The following is a 19,903-nucleotide window of genomic DNA, read 5'->3' as shown; positions in this document are numbered from 1 at the left end:
AGCGGCAAAATAAACAAGGAGGCCAAAAGCAGGCCCCCCCTTTACACTTATACAACCTGTTTTGGCCAGCGTCTCCTTTTTGGGAGTGGCACGCATGAGTGGGTAGTGAGTCGGGTTCCGCAGACGGAACAAACAGCACCATGAGGGTGGGTTTGCGTTGGGCTGAACGTGGTAAAACGAAATCGCTTACTTGTGCAAACCGGGCACTCAAATTTTAGGTTGGGAATAGCCCCTCCGGGCAGGTGAGTAGAAACACCACCATACAGGAATATGTCATCAAACGGGGATATATCGTTTAATAAAACGTCCTTTTCACCGCTATTTTTATCCCCAGGCTATTTCCAGGATATAGATTTATCTCACCCGCAGTAAATCAGAAAAGCGCGTTGTATAGCGCGGCGATAGCATCTCTCTTTTCATTTGCCATTGCTGTGCGATGCCCTGCCCCGCAAACCAGAGCGTTCCGCGCCCTTTTTTATTAAGGTCGTCGATGACGGCCATTAATTCTGCGCTGTTGCGCCGGGGAGGGTTTTCATCAAACAAATTGAGCTGCGCGACGCCGGAGCTAAAAAAATCCCCCAGCATGACCCCGGCTTTTTGATAACGTAGCCCTTCTCTCCAGATGGCGTCCAGACAGCGTGTCGCCGCGTTAATAATATCCCGGCTGTCTTCGGTGGGCGTCAGCAATTTAACGGAAGCGCTATTGCCATAGTAAGGCTCATTCAGCGCAAACGGCGAGGTCTTCACGAAGACGGAGATAAATCGGCAGTACTGGTGCTCGGCGCGCATTTTCTCCGCCGCGCGGGCGGCATAGCTGCAGATGGCCTGCCGCATCGCCTCGTAGTCACTGACCCGCTCACCGAACGAGCGGGAGCAAATTATCTCCTGCTTGTGGGCGGGAAACTCTTCAAACCCGAGGCAGGATTCGCCGCGCAGCTCCCGGACGGTGCGCTCCAGCACCACACTGAAATGTTTGCGGATAACGGCAATGTGGGTATCTGCCAGATCCAGCGCGGTGTTGATTCCCATGGCATTGAGCTTTTTACTTATCCGCCGCCCAACGCCCCACACCTCTTCCACGGGCAGTGCTGCCATCAGTTTACGCTGCCGCTCGACGCTGGATAAATCGAGCACGCCGCCGGTCTGCCGCTGCCATTTTTTTGCCGCGAAATTCGCTAATTTGGCGAGGGTTTTGGTGGGGGCAATGCCGACCCCGACGGTCAGGTGCGTACGTTGCAGCAGCGTCTGGCGGATTTCACGGCCAAAGGCCTCGAGGTTAAGACAATTGCTGACCCCGGTGAGATCGCAAAAGGCCTCATCAATGGAGTAGATCTCGACCCGCGGGGTTAGCTCCTCCAGGGTGGTCATTACCCGGTGGCTCATATCGGCGTAGAGTTCGTAGTTACTGCTGAAGGTCACAATACCGTGGTGGCGAAAAATATCTTTCTGCTTGAAATATGGTGCCCCCATGGTCACCAGCCCTTTCGCTTCAGCGCTGCGGGCAATGACGCAGCCATCGTTATTCGACAGCACCACTACCGGGCGCCCCTTCAGGTCCGGGCGAAACACGGTTTCGCAGGAAGCATAGAAGCTATTCACGTCTACAAGCGCAAACATGGTTATTTACGCCCTTTAGCAGGCGCGGTGAAGCGCATGGGGATGAACGGCATAGTATCAAATCCATTTAACTGTATATATATACAGTATCAATGAATTCAGAGAGAAATCAAGGGGCCGCCGGGAACATGCGCCGGGCGGCCACCTGACCGCAACATTGCGCCAAAGGCGAGCGCCCGACAGTTTGCCGTCACTGTCCGTCTTTACCGCGCAGTCGCCAGGGTTGATTTTGAAAGCCATCGCCCCAGGGCTTTACCCTACATGCACCTCGACACGCCTGCCTAATCGCCGGGCTAACCCTTTTGCGCCGTCGCGCATCACCCTGTGGTGGTTCCAGCGAAAAACGGGGCCTGCCAGCGGCGCAAGGAGGTTCATCCAGCGGGTATTGGTGCGGATATCCCAGTCATACCGGACGAGCGTCTCCCGACCATGAGCAGACAAAGACCACACGCCCCGCCCTTCCACCTCGCCGCTGGCTTCCCCTTCCAGCAGGCATAAAGGTTGAATCGTTAATACATGAATATCAAAGGTGATGTGATACGGGAGTGCGCCCTTCCAGGTATAACGATGCAGGGCGCCAATCCCCCGCCCATCCCCTTTTCTTAACTCGATAATCTGCACCAGGCTTCCCCACCATTCGGGCCACAAATCAGGATGAGAGAGGATCTCCCAGACTTCCTGGACAGACGCTTCAACCCGTCAGACGGTGGAAAATTGATAGTCAGCCATAGCGCTCGTCTCCGTCAGGGTGCGAAAAAATCAGGCGGGAAACGCACGTCGATAGACATGGCCTCCATCATTACGGTTTCCAGTAATTTGCCATCCAGCCCGTAGCTAACCACTTTAGTGGGCAAGCCGGATTGCTTATCGAACCCAACCTCATAGCGATGCACCGCATCGACGGTCTTGCCTTCTGCGCCAACCACCGACAGATGCACCGCCGGTTTCCCGGCGATCATCTCTTCACCCGGAAGCCGGGTTGCGCCCCCCTGTTGCAGACGACGGATGTTACTCAGCAACACGCCAATGTCGGATTGATCTACCCGGTGACCATTTTCATCCGTTATCAGTGAATCCGTGGGCGACAGTTTCAGCACCGGAAATGTTCCCGCGCCGAAGGGCCACAGCGTTACTTTGCCATTCGAAGGGTTATAGATGAGCACTGCCCCGGCATGGGGCGCGGAAAAATCCATCCGTACATAACCCGGTTTACGGTAGCTATAGCGAATGACTTTGGTTTCATCCTGCGAAGAGACGGAACGCACCATCACCTGGTAAGACGCGATCCGGGCAAAACGTTGCAGGGCGTTCGCAAGGGGATCGGAGGAGGTGGAACTTTGCAAAAAAGCGGCGGCCACAGCGATCTTGTCCGCGGCGTGCGCAGGTTCGTGAAAGCTAAAGAGCAGTAATGTTGCCAGCATTACCGCCACAGAGAGGAAGCCGCTGATGATGGTCTCCTGCAATAACATGACCGGGAACATGATCAGTATGTCGGATAACCGTTAAACCTGCTGGATTGACCATTGCAATGGCTTGCCTGCCCTCACCCGGGCATTAGTGGATGAGGGCTCCAGTATTAGCCATCTGCGGTCAGCGAGCGCCGGTGTATGCCGGTTAATCCGCCGATTTGACGATATAGGTCACCACGCCAAAGATATCGAGTGAATCTTCGCTGTTCACGAGGATGGGCGAATAGGCGCTGTTCATCGGATTAAGCTGCACCCGGGGTCTGAGCTGAAGGCGCTTTACCGTAAATTCGCCCTCCACTGCCGCAATCACAATATCTCCATGTTGCGCCGTCCTGGCGCTGTCAACTATCAGCAGATCGCCGTCGCCAATCCCGGCATCAATCATCGAATCCCCGGCCGCTTTCACGAAATACGTTGAGCTGGGGTGCTGGATCAGCAATTTGTTCAGGTCGATACGTTGTTCCACGTAGTCCTGGGCCGGGCTGGGGAAGCCGCACTGCACGACCTCGCCAAAAAGGGGTAGCGCGATCACCTCGCGCAGCGCTGCAAGTTGGTAAAACACCATGATTCGTTCCTCGAATACTGTTTTTATATACAGTAGTATTAGCGAGGAGCGCAGGCAAGTCACAGGGCGACGGCGACTGTTTATTGCGTAACCGCTTCGCTTATAAGTGATTAATGTGGTTAAGAATATTTATTTTGTAAATATTTCAGGGCGTTGCGTGAACAACGCCCTGACCCTCAAGGGAGAGGCTGGTATGAGGAGGAACTGAACAGCCCGTCCAGACGTGATTAACCCTCAGCCCGTAAGGGCAGTTGCGCCAGCGTCGCCTGCAGAGCATCGCGCTCGTCCCCTGCCAGCGTTTGTAACGGGAAAGGCAGGCAAGGCGCGACGACCCTTCCCGTCAGCTCCGCCACCGTCGCGATGGTTCGCAGGCTGCCGTGACGACGGAAGAAGACCCATAGCGGCTCCAGCGCGCTGTTGAGCTGCCGGGTTTCGTCAACGTCTCCCCGCAGGGCCGCCTGTGCAAGGCGCAGGGCGTCGTGCGGGAACAGCCCTCCGAGCACGGAGTACCAGACGTCACACCCCGCCAGCAACCCCATCGCAGACTGCGCATCCCCACTGATGCCAATCGTAACGCCCTTCGCAACCTGACTTTTCAGCTTCGCCACACGGGCTGACGCCCCAGCCAGATCGGCCGGCAGATCGCCAAGTTTGATAGAACCCATGTTGCGCAAAAAAGACAACGCCACCAGCAGTTCGTCGGTGAATTCAAACCCGCTGGTCGCCGGGTTATCGTAGATAAAGAGCGGGACAGAGATTTCTCCTGCGACGCGCTCGTACAGGCGAAAAACTTCATCCGCCGTCAGTTTTTGATAGGAAAGCGGCGCCAGCAGAAGCCCCTTCACCCCGGCGCTCTGCGCATCTTCAGCCAGCCGCAGGATCATCTCAGCGTTGACGCTGCCGATACTGGTCATCACCGGCACACCCGCGGCGGCACTCACCGCCAGCTTTGTGACGGCAAAACGCTGCTCCCGGGTGAGATAGGCATAGCTCCCCGTGGAACCCAGCGCCCCGACAGAATTCACGCCTGCCGCCACCAGCGTCTCAATCAACGCACCAAAGGCTTTCTCATCGGGTTCACCCTGCACCAGGGGCGTCAGGGGAAATGCACTCAGACCGTTAAACATTTTGGTTCCCTTTTAACATTCAGCGGGCATATTTCCGCGAAGCAATAACACACAGAATGACACCCAAAGTGATAAACAACATAAGTGGGCTGACCCGCTCATGCAGCAACGTGGCGGACAGTCCCAGCCCCAGAAACGGCTGCAGCAGTTGCAACTGCCCGACGGCGGCGATCCCGCCCCGCGCCAGCCCTTTGTACCAGAAGATAAACCCGATCAGCATGCTGAAGAGCGACACATAGCCGAGCGCCGCCCAGGCCGGAAAACCAATGCCGCTGAAGGATACAGGCATCATCAGCACGGAGGCCACCACCATAAAAGGCAGCGCAAGGATCAGCGCCCAACTGATCACCTGCCAGCCGCCTGACTCGCGGGTAAGCGCGGCCCCTTCGGCATAGCCCAGGCCGCAGACGATCACCGCCGCGAGCATCAGCAGATCGCCCGTCAGGGAAAGAGAGGCATCTTGCGAAAAAGCAAACCCCGCCACCAGCAGGCTGCCCAGCACCGAGAAGAACCAGAAAGCCCGGGCAGGACGTTCCTTGCCCCGCAGCACCGCGAAAATGGCGGTCATCAGCGGCAGTAAGCCGAGAAACACAATGGAGTGGGCGGCGGTGACATGCTGCAATGCCAGGGCGGTGAAGAGCGGAAAGCCGATCACCACGCCCAGCGAGACCATCATCAGCGGCACGATCCGGGCCGCTGGCGGGCGTTTTTCCCGTAACCCGAGGATCAGGATGAGTGCCAGCACCCCGGCCAGGGAAGCCCGGGCAAAGGTCAGGAAAAAGGGATCAAAATCCTGCACCGCAAGGCGCGTAGCGGGCAAAGAACCGCTGAAAATCACGACCCCCAGCAGGCCATTGAGCCAGCCAGAAAGCGAGGTTTTATCTGTCACAACACTCATTACCGTTCCCATCTTGAGCCTCTGTTGAGCGGATGGTAATCTCGCCCATTCAATACAATCAAATTATTGTCATGGATACATTTGATGAAAGCGCGCTACAAAGGGATCGTGGATCGCTACGCCGGGTTGATTCGCTCCGCACAGATCCCGGCAGGCACGCGTCTGCCCACCCACCGCACGCTCGCCGCCCGGGAACATATCTCCCTTGCCACCGCGACGCGGGTCTATGCCGAGCTGGAGAAGATGGGGTTGGTCAGCGGCGAAACAGGACGCGGAACCTTCGTCAGGGAGATCCTGTTGCCGTCGGGCCAGGGGATCGATCAGCATGCGGTCGCCACCGATGTACTGGATCTGAACTTCAACTATCCCGCCCTGCCGGGCCAGGGGGAGCTGCTGCGGGAGGCGCTCAGGCAGGTTGCCTCCGGGGGCGATATCGAATCGCACCTGCGCTATCAGCCCCATGCCGGCAGGCAGACCGAGCGGGAGATCGTCGCCGCGCACCTCGCGGGGGCGCATTTTCAACCCACCGGGGACAACGTGCTGATCGTAAACGGTGCCCAGCATGGCCTGACCATAACGGTGATGGGTCTGCTCCGGCCCGGCGACGTGGTGGCAGTAGACGCCCTCACCTACCCGGGCTTTAAGGCGCTGGCGGCGCTATATCATCTGGAGCTGCTCGCCATCCCCTGCACGGAAAATGGCCCGGATCTGGCGGCGTTACGCCAGCTCTGCCAGAGACGCCACGTGCGGGCGGTGTACACCATGCCGACCCTGCATAACCCGTTGGGCTGGGTGCTGAGCCGCGAGCAGCGCAGGACGCTGGCGGACATTGCCCGCCAGCACGATCTGCTGATCATTGAAGACACAGCTTACGGCTGGCTGATCCGCCGCCCTCCGCCGCCCGTCGCCAGCTTCGCCCCGGAACGAACGGTATATGTCACCGGCTTTTCCAAAAATGTCGCAACCGGTCTGCGGGTCGGTGCAGTGATCTGCCCACCCGATCTGCGCCCGGCGCTGGAGCGGGCTATCCGGGCCACCACCTGGAATACCCCGTCGGTCATGACCGCCATGGTGTGTCACTGGATCCAGGACGGCACCGTGGCCCGGTTTGAAACGCTGAAAAGACGCGACGCCCGGCAACGGCAGGCCATCCTGAAAGCGGTGCTGGGGGATCTACCCTGCATCACCCATCCCGACTCGTACTTTGCGTGGCTGCCGCTGGTGGACGACGCCAGAGCCGATCGGGTGGTGAAAGCGCTGATGGATAACCACATCTCCGTTTCGACCGCCGAGCCGTTCTCGACCTCCGGTACGGTGCCGCAGGCGATCCGCATTGCCCTCGGGTCAGTGACGATGGAAACATTACGCCAGGCGTTATCGCAGGTCAGAGCGGCGATAGAACTGGAGCAGAGCCGTTAGGCGGGTTCCCGGCGGGCGGGCTTATTAAGAGTTGTCTTAATCTTGCGCAAAAGGGTTATTTTTATCGATCTTCATCACAGTAAAAATTGCCGCTAAATTTACTCGAACCGCATGTAACTTTTGCTAACTTATTTATTAGCGCGGATATATTCTCCTTAACCACCGCAAATGCCTAAAATTAAATCAGACAGGAGACAGAAAGTCGCCAAATGGCTTATTGAACTTTTTGCCGTTCTGTCTACATTTATTTATGCACATATTTGAAGAGGTTAATTTCCTCTCAATGAATATTTTTAACGAAACACTGGAGACATGTTATGACTAAACATCGAGGCGGTTCCGGCAATTTCGCAGAAGACCGGGAACGTGCATCCCAGGCGGGCCGCAAAGGTGGACAGAGCAGCGGCGGGAATTTTAAAAATGACCCGCAACGTGCCTCTGAAGCCGGAAAAAAAGGCGGACAAAATAGCCGGGGCGGCGGTCGCAAACCGGCGGAGTAATTTTCATAATATATTCTCTGTCTGGCTTCTTTTGTCAGACAATAAAGTTGAGACAGCGAGGGCGGTAAAAATACCGCATCATTAACGGGGTAGTTCGATGAATTATACGGAGGTTATATGCTGCATTTGAGAAGAAGAGTGCGTAACGCACGTAATAATCATCGCACCAGTGATGATGTTGGCTGGATTATTCCGGCGGATGCAGAGCGTACCCGTTCACCGGATAGCGGCCCGGCACTCCAGCTCAGCAGAAATAATGACACCAGCAGTGAGGTGAGGCTCAGTCAGCGTCAGTCGTACCTGGTCAATGCCATGGCGCGTCGCGACCTGAAGTAAGCAGCGATTAAGTGATGTAAAATGTGTTGTGGTTTGTTGTTCGCCCGGCCTTCCCCGCCGGGCTTTTTTATGTTCGCAGCCGCTGCCCTGCGGTCTCTCTGGCCCGCAGCACCGTCAGGAGGGTCACCAGCGCCGCCATCATTACGTACAGCGCCGGGGAAAGTGGATTGCCGGTGACAGTCAGTAGCCAGGCCAGCGACCAGGGCGTCACGCCGCCAAAGAACGCCACCGCAAGGTTATAGGCAATCGCCACGCCGCCAAAGCGGATGCGGGTGGGAAACAGCTCCGCCATCGCCGCGTTGCTGGCCCCGTCAAAGGCGGCAATGCATAACCCCAGCAGCCCCAGCCCCAGCATCGCAGAGAATACCTCCCCGCTTGTCAGTAGCTTCATGGCTGGCCAGGCGAAAAGGATCAACCCGAGACAGCCTGCCAGCATGAGTGGCTTACGGCCAATACGGTCCGACAGAAAGCCCATAAAAGGCACCAGCACGGCGACGAACAGCAGCCCGAGGGTGGTAATGGTATAGGCATCCAGCGCCGGATAGTGCAGCGTCGTCACCAGGTAGGCTGGAATGAAGGCTTGCAGCATCCAGTGCATCACCGCCTTGATCACCACAAACCCGATGCAGAAGCCCAGCGCCCGCCTGCCGGTGATGACGGCCCGGCGCAGTGGCGCAGCTTCCGTTTGACGGCTGTTCAGCAGTGCCTGAAATTCGGGGGAGTCCTGAAGATGGTTTCGCAGATAGAGGCCAATCCAGCCCAGCGGACCGGCCAGCAGAAACGGAATGCGCCAGCCCCAGTCGTTCATGGCCGTCTCTCCCAGCCATGCGGTCAACAGCAGTACCAGACCCGACCCGGCGACAAACGCCATAAAGCCGAAGCTGTCTATCCAGCAGGTGAAGTAGCCCCGGCGCGCGGCGGGCGCATATTCGGCCAGAAAGGTGGTGGCACCAGGGCTTTCGCCCCCGGCGGCAAATCCCTGGATCATCCGCACCAGCACCAGCATAACGGTGGCGAGAAGCCCGACCTGCGAATAGGTGGGCAGCAGCCCGATAATAAAGGTCGCGCCGGAGGTCCACAGGATCACGGTGGAGAGCACCTTGCGTCGGCCGATCCTGTCGCCGAGAGAGCCAAACCACAGCCCGCCGAGCGGGCGTACCATAAACCCGGCGGCAAAGACCGCGAAGGATGCGAGCAGCGCCGAGGCCGGGTTGTCAGTATGAAAAAAATGCATCCCGATGATGGTTGCCAGCGTACCGTAAAGCCCAAAATCGAACCATTCGACAAAATGGCCAAGGCCGGTGGCTAACAGCACCTTACGCCGTTGAGGGGACACAGGCAGCCCTTAACGCTTTTTCGGCATCATGCGCAACAGCGTGTTGTCCTTCCAGAAGTAGTGATGAAGCAGCGCGGCAAAAGCATGAATACCGATGATAAAGTAACCGAGGTTCGCCAGGGTGACGTGCCAGGCTTTCAGCGTGTCCACCAGGTCAAAATTCGACTCGGCGGCGTGCGGCATCCCCAGGCCAAAGGCAAACCAGGTGCTGCCCCGGTTATACATCATCACCAGACCAATCAGCGGCAGGGCAATAAACAGCAGATAGATAGCAAGGTGACCTAAATGGGATAACCCGATATACATCGGTTTTGGCTTAGGCACGATGGGCGGCGCAGGATACTTAAGGCGCACCAGCAGACGCGCCACCATCAACACCAGAATAGAAATACCGCAGGAGACATGGATCATGTTGATCAGCGGACGGTCGCTGCGGGGGAAAAAGCCGCGAAACTCCATGGCACAGTAGGCCACGATCACCAGCAGAAAAACCAGCCAGTGAATAGTAATTTGCAGGCCGGTGTATTTATTGCGCATAGTCTTTCCTGAATAGAAGACGAATAAAAAGGTAAAATAACCAGCTTCAGTTAAAAATTCATTAAATTTTGTTCCCGACTTTTCAAAAACTTCCGTGCAGATGAGCCATCTTCAATTGCCTCGCTGGGCTGCATGGTCTAATCCTGGATGAGTTTAACGTCCCGTATACCACACAGGAGAACATCATGAGTAAGATTGGCATTAACGGATTTGGTCGTATTGGCCGACTGGTGCTTCGTCGGTTGCTGGAAACCCAGGACAGTAACAGCGTGGTGGCAATTAACGATTTAACGTCACCGAAAGTGCTGGCCTACCTGTTAAAACATGACTCCAACTATGGCCCCTTCCCCTGGAGCGTGGACTTTACGGAAGATTCGCTGATCGTCGACGGGAAATCCATTTCGGTCTACGCCGAAAAAGAGGCAAAACAGATCCCGTGGAAAGCCGCCGGGGTGGATCTGGTGGTGGAGTGCACCGGGTTCTACACCTCTCAGGAGAAGTCGCAGGCGCATCTGGACGCCGGGGCGAAAAAAGTGCTCATCTCCGCCCCTGCTGGCGAGATGAAAACCATCGTCTTTAACGTCAATGACGACACCATCGAAGCCAGTGACACCATTATTTCTGTGGCCTCCTGCACCACTAACTGCCTGGCGCCGCTGGCGAAGGTGCTGCACGATGCCTTTGGCATCCGGGCGGGCACCATGACCACCATCCACGCCTACACCGGCACCCAGGCGCTGGTAGATGGCCCGCGCGGCAAAGATCTGCGTGCCTCACGCGCCGCCGCGGAAAATATCATCCCGCACACCACCGGCGCAGCCAAGGCTATCGGGCTGGTGATCCCCGAACTGAGCGGCAAACTGAAGGGCCATGCCCAGCGTGTGCCGGTCAAAACTGGCTCCGTGACCGAGCTGGTCTCGATTCTGGAGAAAAAAGTGAGCGTGGATGAGATCCATCAGGCGCTGAAAAAGGCCACCGAGGGCAACGAGTCATTTGGCTATACCGATGAAGAGATTGTCTCGTCGGATGTCATCGGCTCGCACTTTGGTTCCGTCTTTGATGCCACCCAGACAGAAGTCACCGACGCGGGCGACGTCCAACTGGTGAAAACCGTGGCCTGGTACGATAACGAGTACGGTTTTGTCACTCAGCTGGTGCGTACTTTAGATAAGTTCGCCGCCCTGTAATCACACCGCGGACAGCCCTGCTGTCCGCAACCTGTGAGGCGTTGCTGGTTTTAATTTCGTTAACGCTGGTATAACAAACGCTTTCCAGAGAGGGAGCGTTATTATGGAAGCACTCAGCCGCGACACACTCGAACAAAATATGGCGCACGCCGTTGGCCGTTCGGCCACCTTTACCATCTGGCCCGATAATGAAGCCCCGGGCGCACGCACCAGCGATGCCGTTTTCACCCCTGAACCCCGCCATACCGGCACCTCTGACTACGATCGCGCCGTCACCGGTGTTCGCGCACCCGCGATCACCGTTTATGCCCCCAGCCGACCTAATGGGGTGGGCATTCTGGTCACGCCGGGCGGCTCCTATCGCCGCGTGGTGCTGGATAAAGAGGGCAGCGCACTGGCCTCGTTCTTTAATGCCCGCGGCTATACCCTGTTTGTGATGACCTACCGCATGCCGGGGGATGGTCATGAAGAGGGAGCTGACGCGCCGCTGGCTGATGTTCAGCGCGCAATGCGCATGATCCGCGCCAGTGCCACAGAGTGGAAGCTGGATCCGGCCCGCATTGGGGTGCTGGGCTTCTCCGCGGGCGGACACGTGGCGGCAAGCCTCGGCACCCGACATGATGAAGCGGTCTATGCCCCGCTGGACGCTATTGACGCGCTCCCTGCCCGTCCGGCCTTTATGGCGCTGGTCTATCCGGTGATCACCATGCGTGACGAGCACCACCACGCTGGCTCGCGCCATGAGCTGATGGGGGATAAGCCGTCAGAAGAGGAGATCCGTCGCTATTCGCTGGAGGAGCGCGTCACCCGTGACGCCCCGCCGACCTTCCTGCTGCATGCCGCAGACGATCCGGCGGTAAAAGTCGAGAACAGCCTGGCGATGTTCAGCGCCCTGCGCCGCCTGGGGGTGCCCGTTGAGATGCACCTGTTCGAGCGAGGAAAGCACGGCTTTGGTATTCGCGATGCCCAGGGATTACCGGTGGCCGTCTGGCCGGAATTGATGATGAACTGGATTGCGACGAAGGTGTAAGCCTGTTTTACCGGTGTATTGCCGGGTAGCGGCGACGCTTTACCCGGCCTATAAAAATACAAACCCTTTTTTGAGTAAAAATATTCATTTAATCTTTATATCCAGCGATATCTATAATTATTCTAAATGAACCATTCATTTTTTATAATTATATCTCAGCCAGAAAAATAACTATTATGCATCCAACCCGGCAAACACTCCCATTAACGGAATTCGCTTTGCCGCTTAATGCAATTAAATAAATCACGGAAGGATTAAAAAATGAAAAAAGTTATTCTGGCTACGGCTATCGCGCTCTGCACCACATCTGCTTTTGCGGGTGAAACGGCTGTACTGAAGGTACAAGGTACATTAACTAACTCATCCTGCTCGGCTGAATTGGGTCAGGGTGGTGTGATTGATTACGGCAATATTCGTCTCGGTAGTTTATCCGCTGATGCAAACAATACTATCGGTCAAAAACAGATCCCGGTAAGTATTACCTGTACTGCTGCGACCAAAGTCGGTTTCACCATTACCGATAACCGTAGCGACAGCAATGCACAGTTACCTGTAGATGTTAAGACCACCCCTAACGTGACAGATAAATATTATACCTATGGCGTGGGCAAAACCGCGGGCCAGGTAAATATCGGTAACTACAGTATGTGGATGACGGATGTCACCGCCAATGGCAATACTGTAGACCCTATTATTCAAAACAAAGACTGGACTGACGGCCACTGGATAAAAGGCTCCGTTCCTCGCAGCGATACGTTTGCTACCACGTCATTTGCAGACACAGGAACAAAAACCCCTATTGCAATCACTACCGCGACCTTTAATTTCGTGACCAATCTGGTCATCCGCGATACGAAAACCCTGGCGATCACTGACGACACGCCTCTCGACGGCCAGGCAACCATGACGCTGGTTTATCTCTAACCGTCATGTTCTATACGCACCGGACACTTTCTCGGCCGGTGCGATTTTTTATGACTGCAAATATGTCTGCGAACCTATAATTATTCATGATATAAATAATCAAGGCTTAATTTAGATGCCAGCGGAATCATAATTTCTCCTACAATATCCATTCTTTTTTTGTAAATATACCGCAAAGCCAAAATACGTATTATATTGAGCCGGTGAGTAAGGACCCGTATATGAATATCCTTACTCGAATCTCACCGTCCACTTAAATACAAAAGGTTCATGGATGAAAAAAGTCATTCTGGCTACGGCTATCGCGCTCTGCACCACCTCTGCTTTTGCCGCTGAAACTGCGGTTCTGAAAGTAAAAGGCGTATTAACTAACTCCGCCTGCTCAGTTGAATTGAGTCAGGGTAATGTATTTGATTACGGCACTATTCATCTCGGCGGATTAGATGCAGATAAAAACAACGTTCTCGGCCAAAAACAGCTCCCGGTAAGCATTAATTGTACTGCTGCAACCAAAGTCGGTTTCACCATTACCGATAACCATGGCGACAGCAATGCACGTTTACCTGTAGATGTTAATACCACCACTAACGTGACAGACGCCTATTATACCTATGGCGTGGGCAAAACCACGGGCGGGGTAAATATCGGTAACTACAGTATGTGGATGACGGATGTCGTCGCCGATGGCAATACTGTAGACCCTATTGTTCAAAACAACGACTGGACTGACGGCCATTGGGTAAAAGGCTCCGTTCCTCGTAGCGATACTGTTACTACCACTTCATTTGCAACCACCGGCACAAAAGAACCTCTTGCCATCACCGCCGCTACCTTTAATTTCGTGACCAACCTGGTTATTCAGAAAACGAAAACTCTGGCTATCACCGACGACACGCCTTTCGAAGGTCAGTCAACCATGACGCTGGTTTACCTCTAATCGTCATGATCTAATTATACCGGGCCAATAACTGGCCCGGTTGTTTTTGTTTTATGACTGCAAATAGACCACCTGCGTTTGCAAATATTCATGCAGACCGTGTTTGCCGTCCGCCCCACCGATCCCGGATTTACGCCAGCCCGCATGGAAGCCCTGCATCGCTTCAAAGTTCTCGCGGTTAATATAGGTTTCGCCGAACTTCAGCCCTTTGATGGCTTTCATCGCCACATTTAGATCTTGCGTATAGAGAGAAGACGTTAAACCGTAGTCACTGTCGTTGGCCATTTTCAATGCCTCTTCCAGCGTCTCGAATACCACCACCGGCAGAACCGGCCCGAAGGTCTCTTCGTGCATGATGGTCATATCCTGGCGGACATCCAGCAGCAGCGTTGGCGGATAGAAATACCCTTTCCCCTCCACCGCTTTACCACCGAGGACCACTTTTGCCCCTTGCTGCACGGCAAGTGCCACTTTCTGCTCGACGCGCTCCAGTGCCGCAGCGTTGATCAGCGGCCCCATGGCAATATCATTGCGCTCGGCAGGATTGCCAAACTGCACCGCTTTCATCGCTTCGCCCAGACGGTTCACAAAGCGGTCGTAAATGCCCTTCTGCACATACACACGCTCGGCGCAGTTACAGACCTGCCCGGTGTTAATCACGCGGGAGTCAACAATCGCTTTCACCGCCAGCTCCAGATCCGCATCGTCCATGACGATGGCCGGGGCTTTACCGCCCAGCTCCAGGCACACTTTGGTAATGTTCTTCGCGGCGGCGGCCATGATCTTCTCCCCCGCCCCCACGCTGCCGGTCATGCTGACCAGTGCCACTTTCGGGTTACCCGCCAGCTCCTGGCCTACGGTTTCGCCGCGCCCCAGCACCAGGTTGAAGACCCCCTTCGGCAGACCAATCTCGTCAACGATTTTGGCAAAGGCAATGGCGTTGTTCGGCGTGAATTCGCTCGGTTTAATGACGATGGTGTTACCGGTCAGCAGCGCCGGACCCAGCTTGCGGGCGATCAGGAAGAACGGGAAGTTCCACGGCAGAATGCCGGTGGTCACACCAAGGGCACGTTTGAACAGCAGAATGTTTTCGCCCGGGCGATCGCTCTGGATGATTTCGCCTTCGTAGCGACGTGCCCACTCGGCCATATAGTCGAGATAATCGGCGGTGAAAGCCACTTCCACCTCCGCGAGCTGCTGGATCTTGCCACCTTCAGCCACGATCAGGGCGCTGATTTCGCTGGCGCGTTCGCGGATACCCGCCGCAATTTTACGCAGCCAACCCGCGCGCTGGATGGCAGGCAGTGCCTCCCAGTCGGCCTGAGCGCGCTCGGCGGCGTCGATGGCCTTGCGGGCATCGTCGGCACTGCCATCGGGAATACGGGAAATGACCTCTTCGGTGGCCGGGTTGATCACATCAATCCAGGCTTCACCCTGCCAGGCAACAAACTGTCCATCAATATACATAGGATGTTGTACGGGTACTGTCATGACCTGCTCCTGTAATTGCACTGTTTTTAACAAGTAAAATTATTGTTAAAAACTACAGTTCCCGATCCGCAATCCCAGCCTATCGCGCTGTTTTTGTGAGATATCTCATAAAAGAAACGGGTCAGCAGGCGGAAATAATTACAACCTGACAACAAAGATTGCCCGTTTGCGGCAAAGTCATCGCAAACGGGCAATGCATTACAGCAGAGAGCGGCTGGCCAGCGCCTCGGTGAGGATGACATCGTTACGCAGGATCTGCCAGGCGGCCTCCACCTCAGCAGGGATATCGACATGAACGATAAAATCGCGCCCAAGCGGACCATAGCCATTAATGTCATCGCGCAGGCGTGGAAGCTCGCCCAGTACCAACGACAGATAGCGCTCGACGGGCCACAATCCTTCGCCGCCGCCGCGGAACACCAGCCCGTCCTCGCTGTTTTGCAGTTGCGGCACAATGCCGGGATGGCTGGTCCACGCCGGGGCATCGGGCTTATCACGCCAGACCCGGGCAAAGGTAGCCATCGTGCGACGCTGCATGGTCGGATCCTGTACCACAATTCCGCGTTTCACCCGCAGCTGATGATGGGTGATGGCCGCGGCGCTGAACCGGGCATTTTCACCACAGTTGGTGGACTGATCTTCCATCAGCAGGTGTTCCGGTGGAATCTGCCAGAACGCCCGGGCAATCTCCGCCAGGATGGTGGCTTCGGCTTTGCCGGTGGTTCGTATTCTGTTGTAACGCGGATGACGCGCAATGGCAGCGTATAAGAAGGTGGTCGAATGGCCAATGCCGCCGCTGATCAGCAAAGGAATGCCAAGCTCAGACGCCAGACGGCAGGCCGCATCAATGGAGGGGATCACCGCATTACCGGCCAGCACCACCAAATCCGGCAGCAGTGCGGGCGGATTATAGGGCAAGTTATCTTCAGCGAGCCAGGCGCCGACGGTATTGACCGCAGCCAGCGTTTTATCCGGCAGAGACGGGAAGATTGTGAGACTCATCGTTACCTCCTTCCAGCAATTACGTTAAGGGTAACGCGCGGGCCGTGACTTAACAGAGGATCCCTCTGAAAGCGAAATCGGCAGTTACCTTATAAGGATAGTCATTAAACTGAAATAACCAGAAAAGTCTAAAAATCAGTCGGTTGCACCTGCATTATATGCTGTGACTTGCGACATTAAAAAAATTAAGCGCCAGAATACCTGCTATTAAAAGCATCGATTGCTGCTTATTTCACCGTGATCTGACCAGTTTTAGCCCCCTCTCGCTTGCCAAACGTAATAGCCCTCCCTAAGTTGCTTAACAATTCGACAACCTTTTTCCTTTATCGGTTGCACCCGAAGCGCGCCGGGTGTCACCCGATTCATCCTCCACTAAGCGGGATCACGGGTATGACACAACAACACGAAAGCAGTACCGCAGTTTTACGCAAAAACAAAAAGGTGCTGGTCGCCAGCCTGACGGGCAGTGCTATTGAATGGTTTGACTATTTTCTCTACGGCACGGCCGCCGCGTTGGTGTTCAACAAGATCTTCTTTCCGATGGTCGACCCGGTCATCGGCCTGATTTTATCCTATCTCTCGTTCTCGTTGACCTTCTTTATCCGACCCATTGGGGGCGTGATCTTCGCCCACATCGGAGATCGGATCGGGCGCAAAAAAACATTGGTATTAACCCTGTCGCTGATGGGGGGGCAACCGTCATGATTGGGCTGTTACCGACCTATGAGCAGATTGGCCTCTGGGCGCCCGCCCTGCTGATCCTGATGCGTATTATTCAGGGGATGGGGATCGGTGGCGAATGGGGCGGCGCCCTGCTGCTGGCCTATGAGTATGCCCCCGAGAAGCGCAAAGGCTTCTTCGGCAGCATTCCGCAGGCGGGGGTGACCATTGGCATGCTGATGGCGACCTTTATCGTCTCGCTGATGACGATGTTCAGTGAAGAGGATTTTCTCTCGTGGGGCTGGCGTATTCCGTTCCTGTTAAGCTCGGTGCTGGTGCTGCTGGGCCTGTGGATCCGCAAGGATATCGACGAAACGCCCGAGTTTAAAAAGGTCAAATCCTCCGGCAAGGTGGCCAAAGCTCCGCTGCGCGACACCCTTAAATACCACTGGCGAGAAGTACTGATCGCCGCCGGGCTGAAGGTGGTTGAGACCGCGCCGTTCTACATCTTTTCCACCTTTGTGGTCAGCTATGCCACCACTACGCTCAGCTATCAAAAATCGCAGGCGCTGGAGGCCGTGACCCTCGGGGCGCTGGTGGCGACCATCATGATCCCATTGATGGGGCTGCTGTCAGATAAGGTTGGTCGTCAGCGCATGTATGCCGTCAGCGTATTTACCCTCGGCCTGTTTATCGTTCCCTGGTTTATGCTGCTCAACACCGGCACGACCTGGGGGATCGTACTGGCGACGGTCATCGCTTTCGGCGTGCTGTGGGCACCGGTAACCGCGGTGCTCGGTACGCTCTGTTCAGAAATTTTCACCGCCAATGTGCGCTATACCGGCATCACTCTCGGCTATCAGCTGGGTGCTGCGCTGGCGGGTGGCACCGCGCCGCTGATTGCCACCGGCCTGCTGGCAAAATATAACGGCGACTGGGTACCGGTGGCCTGGTATCTGGCGGTGACGGTGACTATCTCCCTGATTGCCATCTTCTTCGCCAGCCGGGTAAAACGCGCCGCCCCGGCCATCAACGCACAAACCAACGAACTGTGATCCCCAGGAGGCCAGCGTCGCTGGCCGCTATCATACTTATCCCTCACATTTGCTTAACCCGCTATTATCATATTCACTTGAAACAGACTTTGCGTCAGACGTAGAATCATTAGCCCTCTAACTATTCACTAATTCAATAGGTAATAACCGCTATGCGACTGCCCCAACGCGACCCCTATGCTCCTCGCGAGTGGCAGCCTCACGAAAAGCCGATGCTGTTGGGCTCCCCGTCCACGCCGGTGCACAGCACCCCGAAACGCATTGCCTACGGGGTGGTGGGTTTGCTGGTTTGTCTGACCGGGGCGCTGGGCAATGCGATGGTCGCCGCCAACCTGCAAAATTTACAGGGTACCTTTGCAGCCTGGTCCACCGAAATCGCCTGGCTGCCCGCAGTGTACGTCATGACCAACGTGTCGATAAACCTGCTGCTGGTAAAGTTTCGCCAGCAGTTTGGCCTGCGCGCCTTCACCGAAGGCTTCCTGGTACTGTATGTCCTGGTGACCTTCTTTCACCTGTTCGTTAACGATCTCAGCTCGGCCCTGATGGTGCGCGCCGCCCACGGCATGGTGGCTGCGGCCCTCAGTTCGCTGGGGATCTACTATCAGATCCAGGCCTGGCCGGCGAAACACCGCCTGAAAGCGCTGACTATCGGCATCACCGGCTCGTCGCTGGCGATCCCCATTGCGCGGCTGTTCTCCACCGAGCTGCTGCAGCTGGACGAATGGCGCGGGCTGTACCTCTTCGAGTTAGGACTGGCGCTGATTTCGTTGGGCTGCGTCATTGCCCTTAAGCTGCCTCCCGGCGATCGGCGCAAAGTGTTCGAGAAGAAAGATTTCATCACCTTTATCCTGCTGGCCCCGGGTATGGCCCTGCTGTGCGCAGTGCTGTCGCTCGGGCGGGTGGACTGGTGGTTTGAAGCACCGTGGATCGGCTGGGCGCTGGCGGGTTCGCTGGTGCTGATTGTCTCCGCGATTGTCTTCGAGCATAACCGCAGCAACCCGCTGCTGAACACCCGCTGGCTCTCCAGCGGCAGCATCCTGCGCCTGGGGCTGATCATGCTGCTGATCCGCATCGTGCTGGCGGAGCAGAATACCGGGGTGATCGGTTGGCTGCAGTACGTTGGCCTGCAAAACGAACAGATGACCCATCTGGCATGGTCGATTTTTGCCGGGATCGTCTGCGGCATTGCCGCGAGCTGCCTGACCATCAAACCCACTAAACTTGCCTGGCCGATTATCACCTCGCTGGTGCTGATGATTATCGCCTCGCTGCTCGACAGCCAGTCCACCAGCCTCACCCGCCCGGATCAGCTGATGCTGAGCCAGTTCCTGCTCGGGTTTGGCAGCGCCTTCTTCCTTGCCCCGGCGATGCTGGCGGGGATTGGCGGGGTCATTGCCGATCCCCGTAACCTGGTCAGCTTTTCGGTGCTGTTCGGTATGAGCCAGAACATCGGCGGCCTGCTGGGTTCCGCCATTCTGGGCACCTTTCAGACCTGGCGTGAGAAGTATCACTCCGGCCTGCTGGCCGAGCAGCTCACCAGCCTCAATCCGCTGGTAACTGAACGGTTGCAGATCTACAGCCAGATGTTCCAGAACCAGATTAACGACAGCGCCCTGGTGAGCGTCCAGTCAGCGCTCCAGCTGCAGAACGCCAGCACGCTGCAGGCAAATATTCTGGCTTACAACGATACTTATCTTCTGACGGCAGGCATTGCCACCGCCACGCTGGTCTGGATTTTATGGCGCTTGCTGCGCCTGCGCATCACTGCCCGTCTGGCGCTGAAAAAGGCCACGGGCAGTCAGTAATGGATAAA

At 56.0% G+C, this 19,903-nt stretch carries 17 protein-coding genes and 2 pseudogenes; 9 read left to right on the top strand and 10 right to left on the bottom strand.

The features are described 5' to 3' along the window. Positions 1-354: 354 nt before the first annotated feature. The 6 genes and pseudogenes from ACF8PE_RS14395 to ACF8PE_RS14370 form a co-directional block, all read right to left on the bottom strand. Entirely contained in the window at positions 355-1,617 is a 1,263-nt protein-coding gene (locus ACF8PE_RS14395; protein ID WP_059307804.1) for a Y-family DNA polymerase, read from the bottom strand. Between the two features lie 252 nt (positions 1,618-1,869). Further along, a pseudogene (locus ACF8PE_RS14390) lies at positions 1,870-2,346 on the bottom strand (SRPBCC family protein). A gap of 14 nt (positions 2,347-2,360) precedes the next feature. After that, the gene (locus ACF8PE_RS14385) at positions 2,361-3,098 is read right to left on the bottom strand and encodes a DUF1571 domain-containing protein (protein WP_241258633.1); all 738 of its coding nucleotides are present in this window, start codon (positions 3,096-3,098) and stop codon (positions 2,361-2,363) included. Positions 3,099-3,231: 133 nt separating this feature from the next. Beyond that, positions 3,232-3,651, bottom strand: a complete 420-nt coding sequence (locus ACF8PE_RS14380; protein WP_032610985.1) for a translesion error-prone DNA polymerase V autoproteolytic subunit — start codon at positions 3,649-3,651, stop codon at positions 3,232-3,234. A 227-nt stretch (positions 3,652-3,878) separates the two neighbouring features. Next, the gene (locus tag ACF8PE_RS14375) at positions 3,879-4,778 is read right to left on the bottom strand and encodes a dihydrodipicolinate synthase family protein (RefSeq protein WP_392495009.1); all 900 of its coding nucleotides are present in this window, start codon (positions 4,776-4,778) and stop codon (positions 3,879-3,881) included. A 19-nt stretch (positions 4,779-4,797) separates the two neighbouring features. Beyond that, positions 4,798-5,676: a DMT family transporter gene (locus tag ACF8PE_RS14370; protein WP_392495008.1), complete on the bottom strand. Its 879-nt coding sequence runs from the start codon at positions 5,674-5,676 to the stop codon at positions 4,798-4,800. Between the two features lie 84 nt (positions 5,677-5,760). Here ACF8PE_RS14370 and ACF8PE_RS14365 point away from each other — a divergent pair, with 84 nt between their 5' ends. The 3 genes from ACF8PE_RS14365 (at position 5,761) to ACF8PE_RS14355 (ending at position 7,931) form a co-directional block, all read left to right on the top strand. Then, entirely contained in the window at positions 5,761-7,095 is a 1,335-nt protein-coding gene (locus tag ACF8PE_RS14365; protein ID WP_148569422.1) for a PLP-dependent aminotransferase family protein, read from the top strand. A 317-nt stretch (positions 7,096-7,412) separates the two neighbouring features. Further along, positions 7,413-7,595: a general stress protein gene (locus tag ACF8PE_RS14360; protein ID WP_032610990.1), complete on the top strand. Its 183-nt coding sequence runs from the start codon at positions 7,413-7,415 to the stop codon at positions 7,593-7,595. Positions 7,596-7,712: 117 nt separating this feature from the next. Continuing rightward, positions 7,713-7,931 carry a hypothetical protein gene (locus ACF8PE_RS14355; RefSeq protein WP_127472164.1) on the top strand — a complete coding sequence of 73 codons (219 nt, stop codon included), beginning with the start codon at positions 7,713-7,715 and terminating at the stop codon, positions 7,929-7,931. 67 nt (positions 7,932-7,998) lie between these two features. Here ACF8PE_RS14355 and ACF8PE_RS14350 read toward each other — a convergent pair whose 3' ends face one another. Both ACF8PE_RS14350 and cybB read right to left on the bottom strand, forming a co-directional pair. Then, the gene (locus ACF8PE_RS14350; protein WP_392495007.1) at positions 7,999-9,267 is read right to left on the bottom strand and encodes an MFS transporter; all 1,269 of its coding nucleotides are present in this window, start codon (positions 9,265-9,267) and stop codon (positions 7,999-8,001) included. Between the two features lie 9 nt (positions 9,268-9,276). Beyond that, on the bottom strand, positions 9,277-9,804 hold the full coding sequence (cybB, locus tag ACF8PE_RS14345; RefSeq protein WP_077227261.1) for a cytochrome b561: 528 nt from the start codon (positions 9,802-9,804) through the stop codon (positions 9,277-9,279). Positions 9,805-9,989: 185 nt separating this feature from the next. On the opposite strand from cybB, the gene gap reads away from it, so the two are divergent. The 4 genes from gap to ACF8PE_RS14325 all read left to right on the top strand — a co-directional run bounded on the left by gap (position 9,990) and on the right by ACF8PE_RS14325 (position 13,882). After that, positions 9,990-10,991 (top strand): type I glyceraldehyde-3-phosphate dehydrogenase, encoded by a 1,002-nt coding sequence (gap, locus tag ACF8PE_RS14340; protein ID WP_032610993.1) that lies wholly within the window; start codon positions 9,990-9,992, stop codon positions 10,989-10,991. A 103-nt stretch (positions 10,992-11,094) separates the two neighbouring features. Next, positions 11,095-12,021, top strand: coding sequence for an alpha/beta hydrolase (locus tag ACF8PE_RS14335; protein ID WP_077227259.1), 927 nt, complete (start codon positions 11,095-11,097; stop codon positions 12,019-12,021). A 261-nt stretch (positions 12,022-12,282) separates the two neighbouring features. Further along, positions 12,283-12,945: a DUF1120 domain-containing protein gene (locus ACF8PE_RS14330; protein WP_032610996.1), complete on the top strand. Its 663-nt coding sequence runs from the start codon at positions 12,283-12,285 to the stop codon at positions 12,943-12,945. A gap of 274 nt (positions 12,946-13,219) precedes the next feature. Next, entirely contained in the window at positions 13,220-13,882 is a 663-nt protein-coding gene (locus tag ACF8PE_RS14325) for a DUF1120 domain-containing protein (protein ID WP_130588766.1), read from the top strand. 51 nt (positions 13,883-13,933) lie between these two features. Here ACF8PE_RS14325 and aldA read toward each other — a convergent pair whose 3' ends face one another. Both aldA and ACF8PE_RS14315 read right to left on the bottom strand, forming a co-directional pair. Then, positions 13,934-15,373 carry an aldehyde dehydrogenase gene (gene aldA, locus ACF8PE_RS14320; RefSeq protein WP_130588765.1) on the bottom strand — a complete coding sequence of 480 codons (1,440 nt, stop codon included), beginning with the start codon at positions 15,371-15,373 and terminating at the stop codon, positions 13,934-13,936. A 198-nt stretch (positions 15,374-15,571) separates the two neighbouring features. Then, a complete protein-coding gene (locus ACF8PE_RS14315; RefSeq protein ID WP_392495006.1) occupies positions 15,572-16,375 on the bottom strand; it encodes a YdcF family protein in 804 nt (267 codons plus the stop codon). Between the two features lie 390 nt (positions 16,376-16,765). Here ACF8PE_RS14315 and ACF8PE_RS14310 point away from each other — a divergent pair. Then, positions 16,766-18,090, top strand: a pseudogene (locus ACF8PE_RS14310) (MFS transporter). Positions 18,091-18,242: 152 nt separating this feature from the next. Further along, positions 18,243-19,895, top strand: coding sequence for an MFS transporter (locus tag ACF8PE_RS14305; RefSeq protein WP_390888506.1), 1,653 nt, complete (start codon positions 18,243-18,245; stop codon positions 19,893-19,895). The last annotated feature ends 8 nt before the right edge of the window (positions 19,896-19,903 follow it).

This window comes from Leclercia sp. GLN_9, assembly GCF_043105735.1.
GTDB classification, from domain to species: Bacteria; Pseudomonadota; Gammaproteobacteria; order Enterobacterales; family Enterobacteriaceae; genus Enterobacter; species Enterobacter adecarboxylatus.
Note: the sequence above shows the minus strand (reverse complement) of the source record. Positions and strands in the feature narration are given on the sequence as shown.

Bases quoted from the DNA above. Each gene is read 5' to 3' on its own strand.
- ACF8PE_RS14305 (WP_390888506.1), top strand. From the start codon at position 18,243: ATGCGACTGCCCCAACGCGACCCCTATGCTCCTCGCGAGTGGCAGCCT.
- gap (WP_032610993.1), top strand. From the start codon at position 9,990: ATGAGTAAGATTGGCATTAACGGATTTGGTCGTATTGGCCGACTGGTG.
- ACF8PE_RS14365 (WP_148569422.1), top strand. From the start codon at position 5,761: ATGAAAGCGCGCTACAAAGGGATCGTGGATCGCTACGCCGGGTTGATT.
- ACF8PE_RS14385 (WP_241258633.1), bottom strand. From the start codon at position 3,098: ATGTTCCCGGTCATGTTATTGCAGGAGACCATCATCAGCGGCTTCCTC.
- ACF8PE_RS14355 (WP_127472164.1), top strand. From the start codon at position 7,713: ATGCTGCATTTGAGAAGAAGAGTGCGTAACGCACGTAATAATCATCGC.
- ACF8PE_RS14315 (WP_392495006.1), bottom strand. From the start codon at position 16,375: ATGAGTCTCACAATCTTCCCGTCTCTGCCGGATAAAACGCTGGCTGCG.
- cybB (WP_077227261.1), bottom strand. From the start codon at position 9,804: ATGCGCAATAAATACACCGGCCTGCAAATTACTATTCACTGGCTGGTT.
- ACF8PE_RS14325 (WP_130588766.1), top strand. From the start codon at position 13,220: ATGAAAAAAGTCATTCTGGCTACGGCTATCGCGCTCTGCACCACCTCT.
- aldA (WP_130588765.1), bottom strand. From the start codon at position 15,373: ATGACAGTACCCGTACAACATCCTATGTATATTGATGGACAGTTTGTT.
- ACF8PE_RS14370 (WP_392495008.1), bottom strand. From the start codon at position 5,676: ATGAGTGTTGTGACAGATAAAACCTCGCTTTCTGGCTGGCTCAATGGC.
- ACF8PE_RS14330 (WP_032610996.1), top strand. From the start codon at position 12,283: ATGAAAAAAGTTATTCTGGCTACGGCTATCGCGCTCTGCACCACATCT.
- ACF8PE_RS14335 (WP_077227259.1), top strand. From the start codon at position 11,095: ATGGAAGCACTCAGCCGCGACACACTCGAACAAAATATGGCGCACGCC.
- ACF8PE_RS14360 (WP_032610990.1), top strand. From the start codon at position 7,413: ATGACTAAACATCGAGGCGGTTCCGGCAATTTCGCAGAAGACCGGGAA.
- ACF8PE_RS14380 (WP_032610985.1), bottom strand. From the start codon at position 3,651: ATGGTGTTTTACCAACTTGCAGCGCTGCGCGAGGTGATCGCGCTACCC.
- ACF8PE_RS14395 (WP_059307804.1), bottom strand. From the start codon at position 1,617: ATGTTTGCGCTTGTAGACGTGAATAGCTTCTATGCTTCCTGCGAAACC.
- ACF8PE_RS14375 (WP_392495009.1), bottom strand. From the start codon at position 4,778: ATGTTTAACGGTCTGAGTGCATTTCCCCTGACGCCCCTGGTGCAGGGT.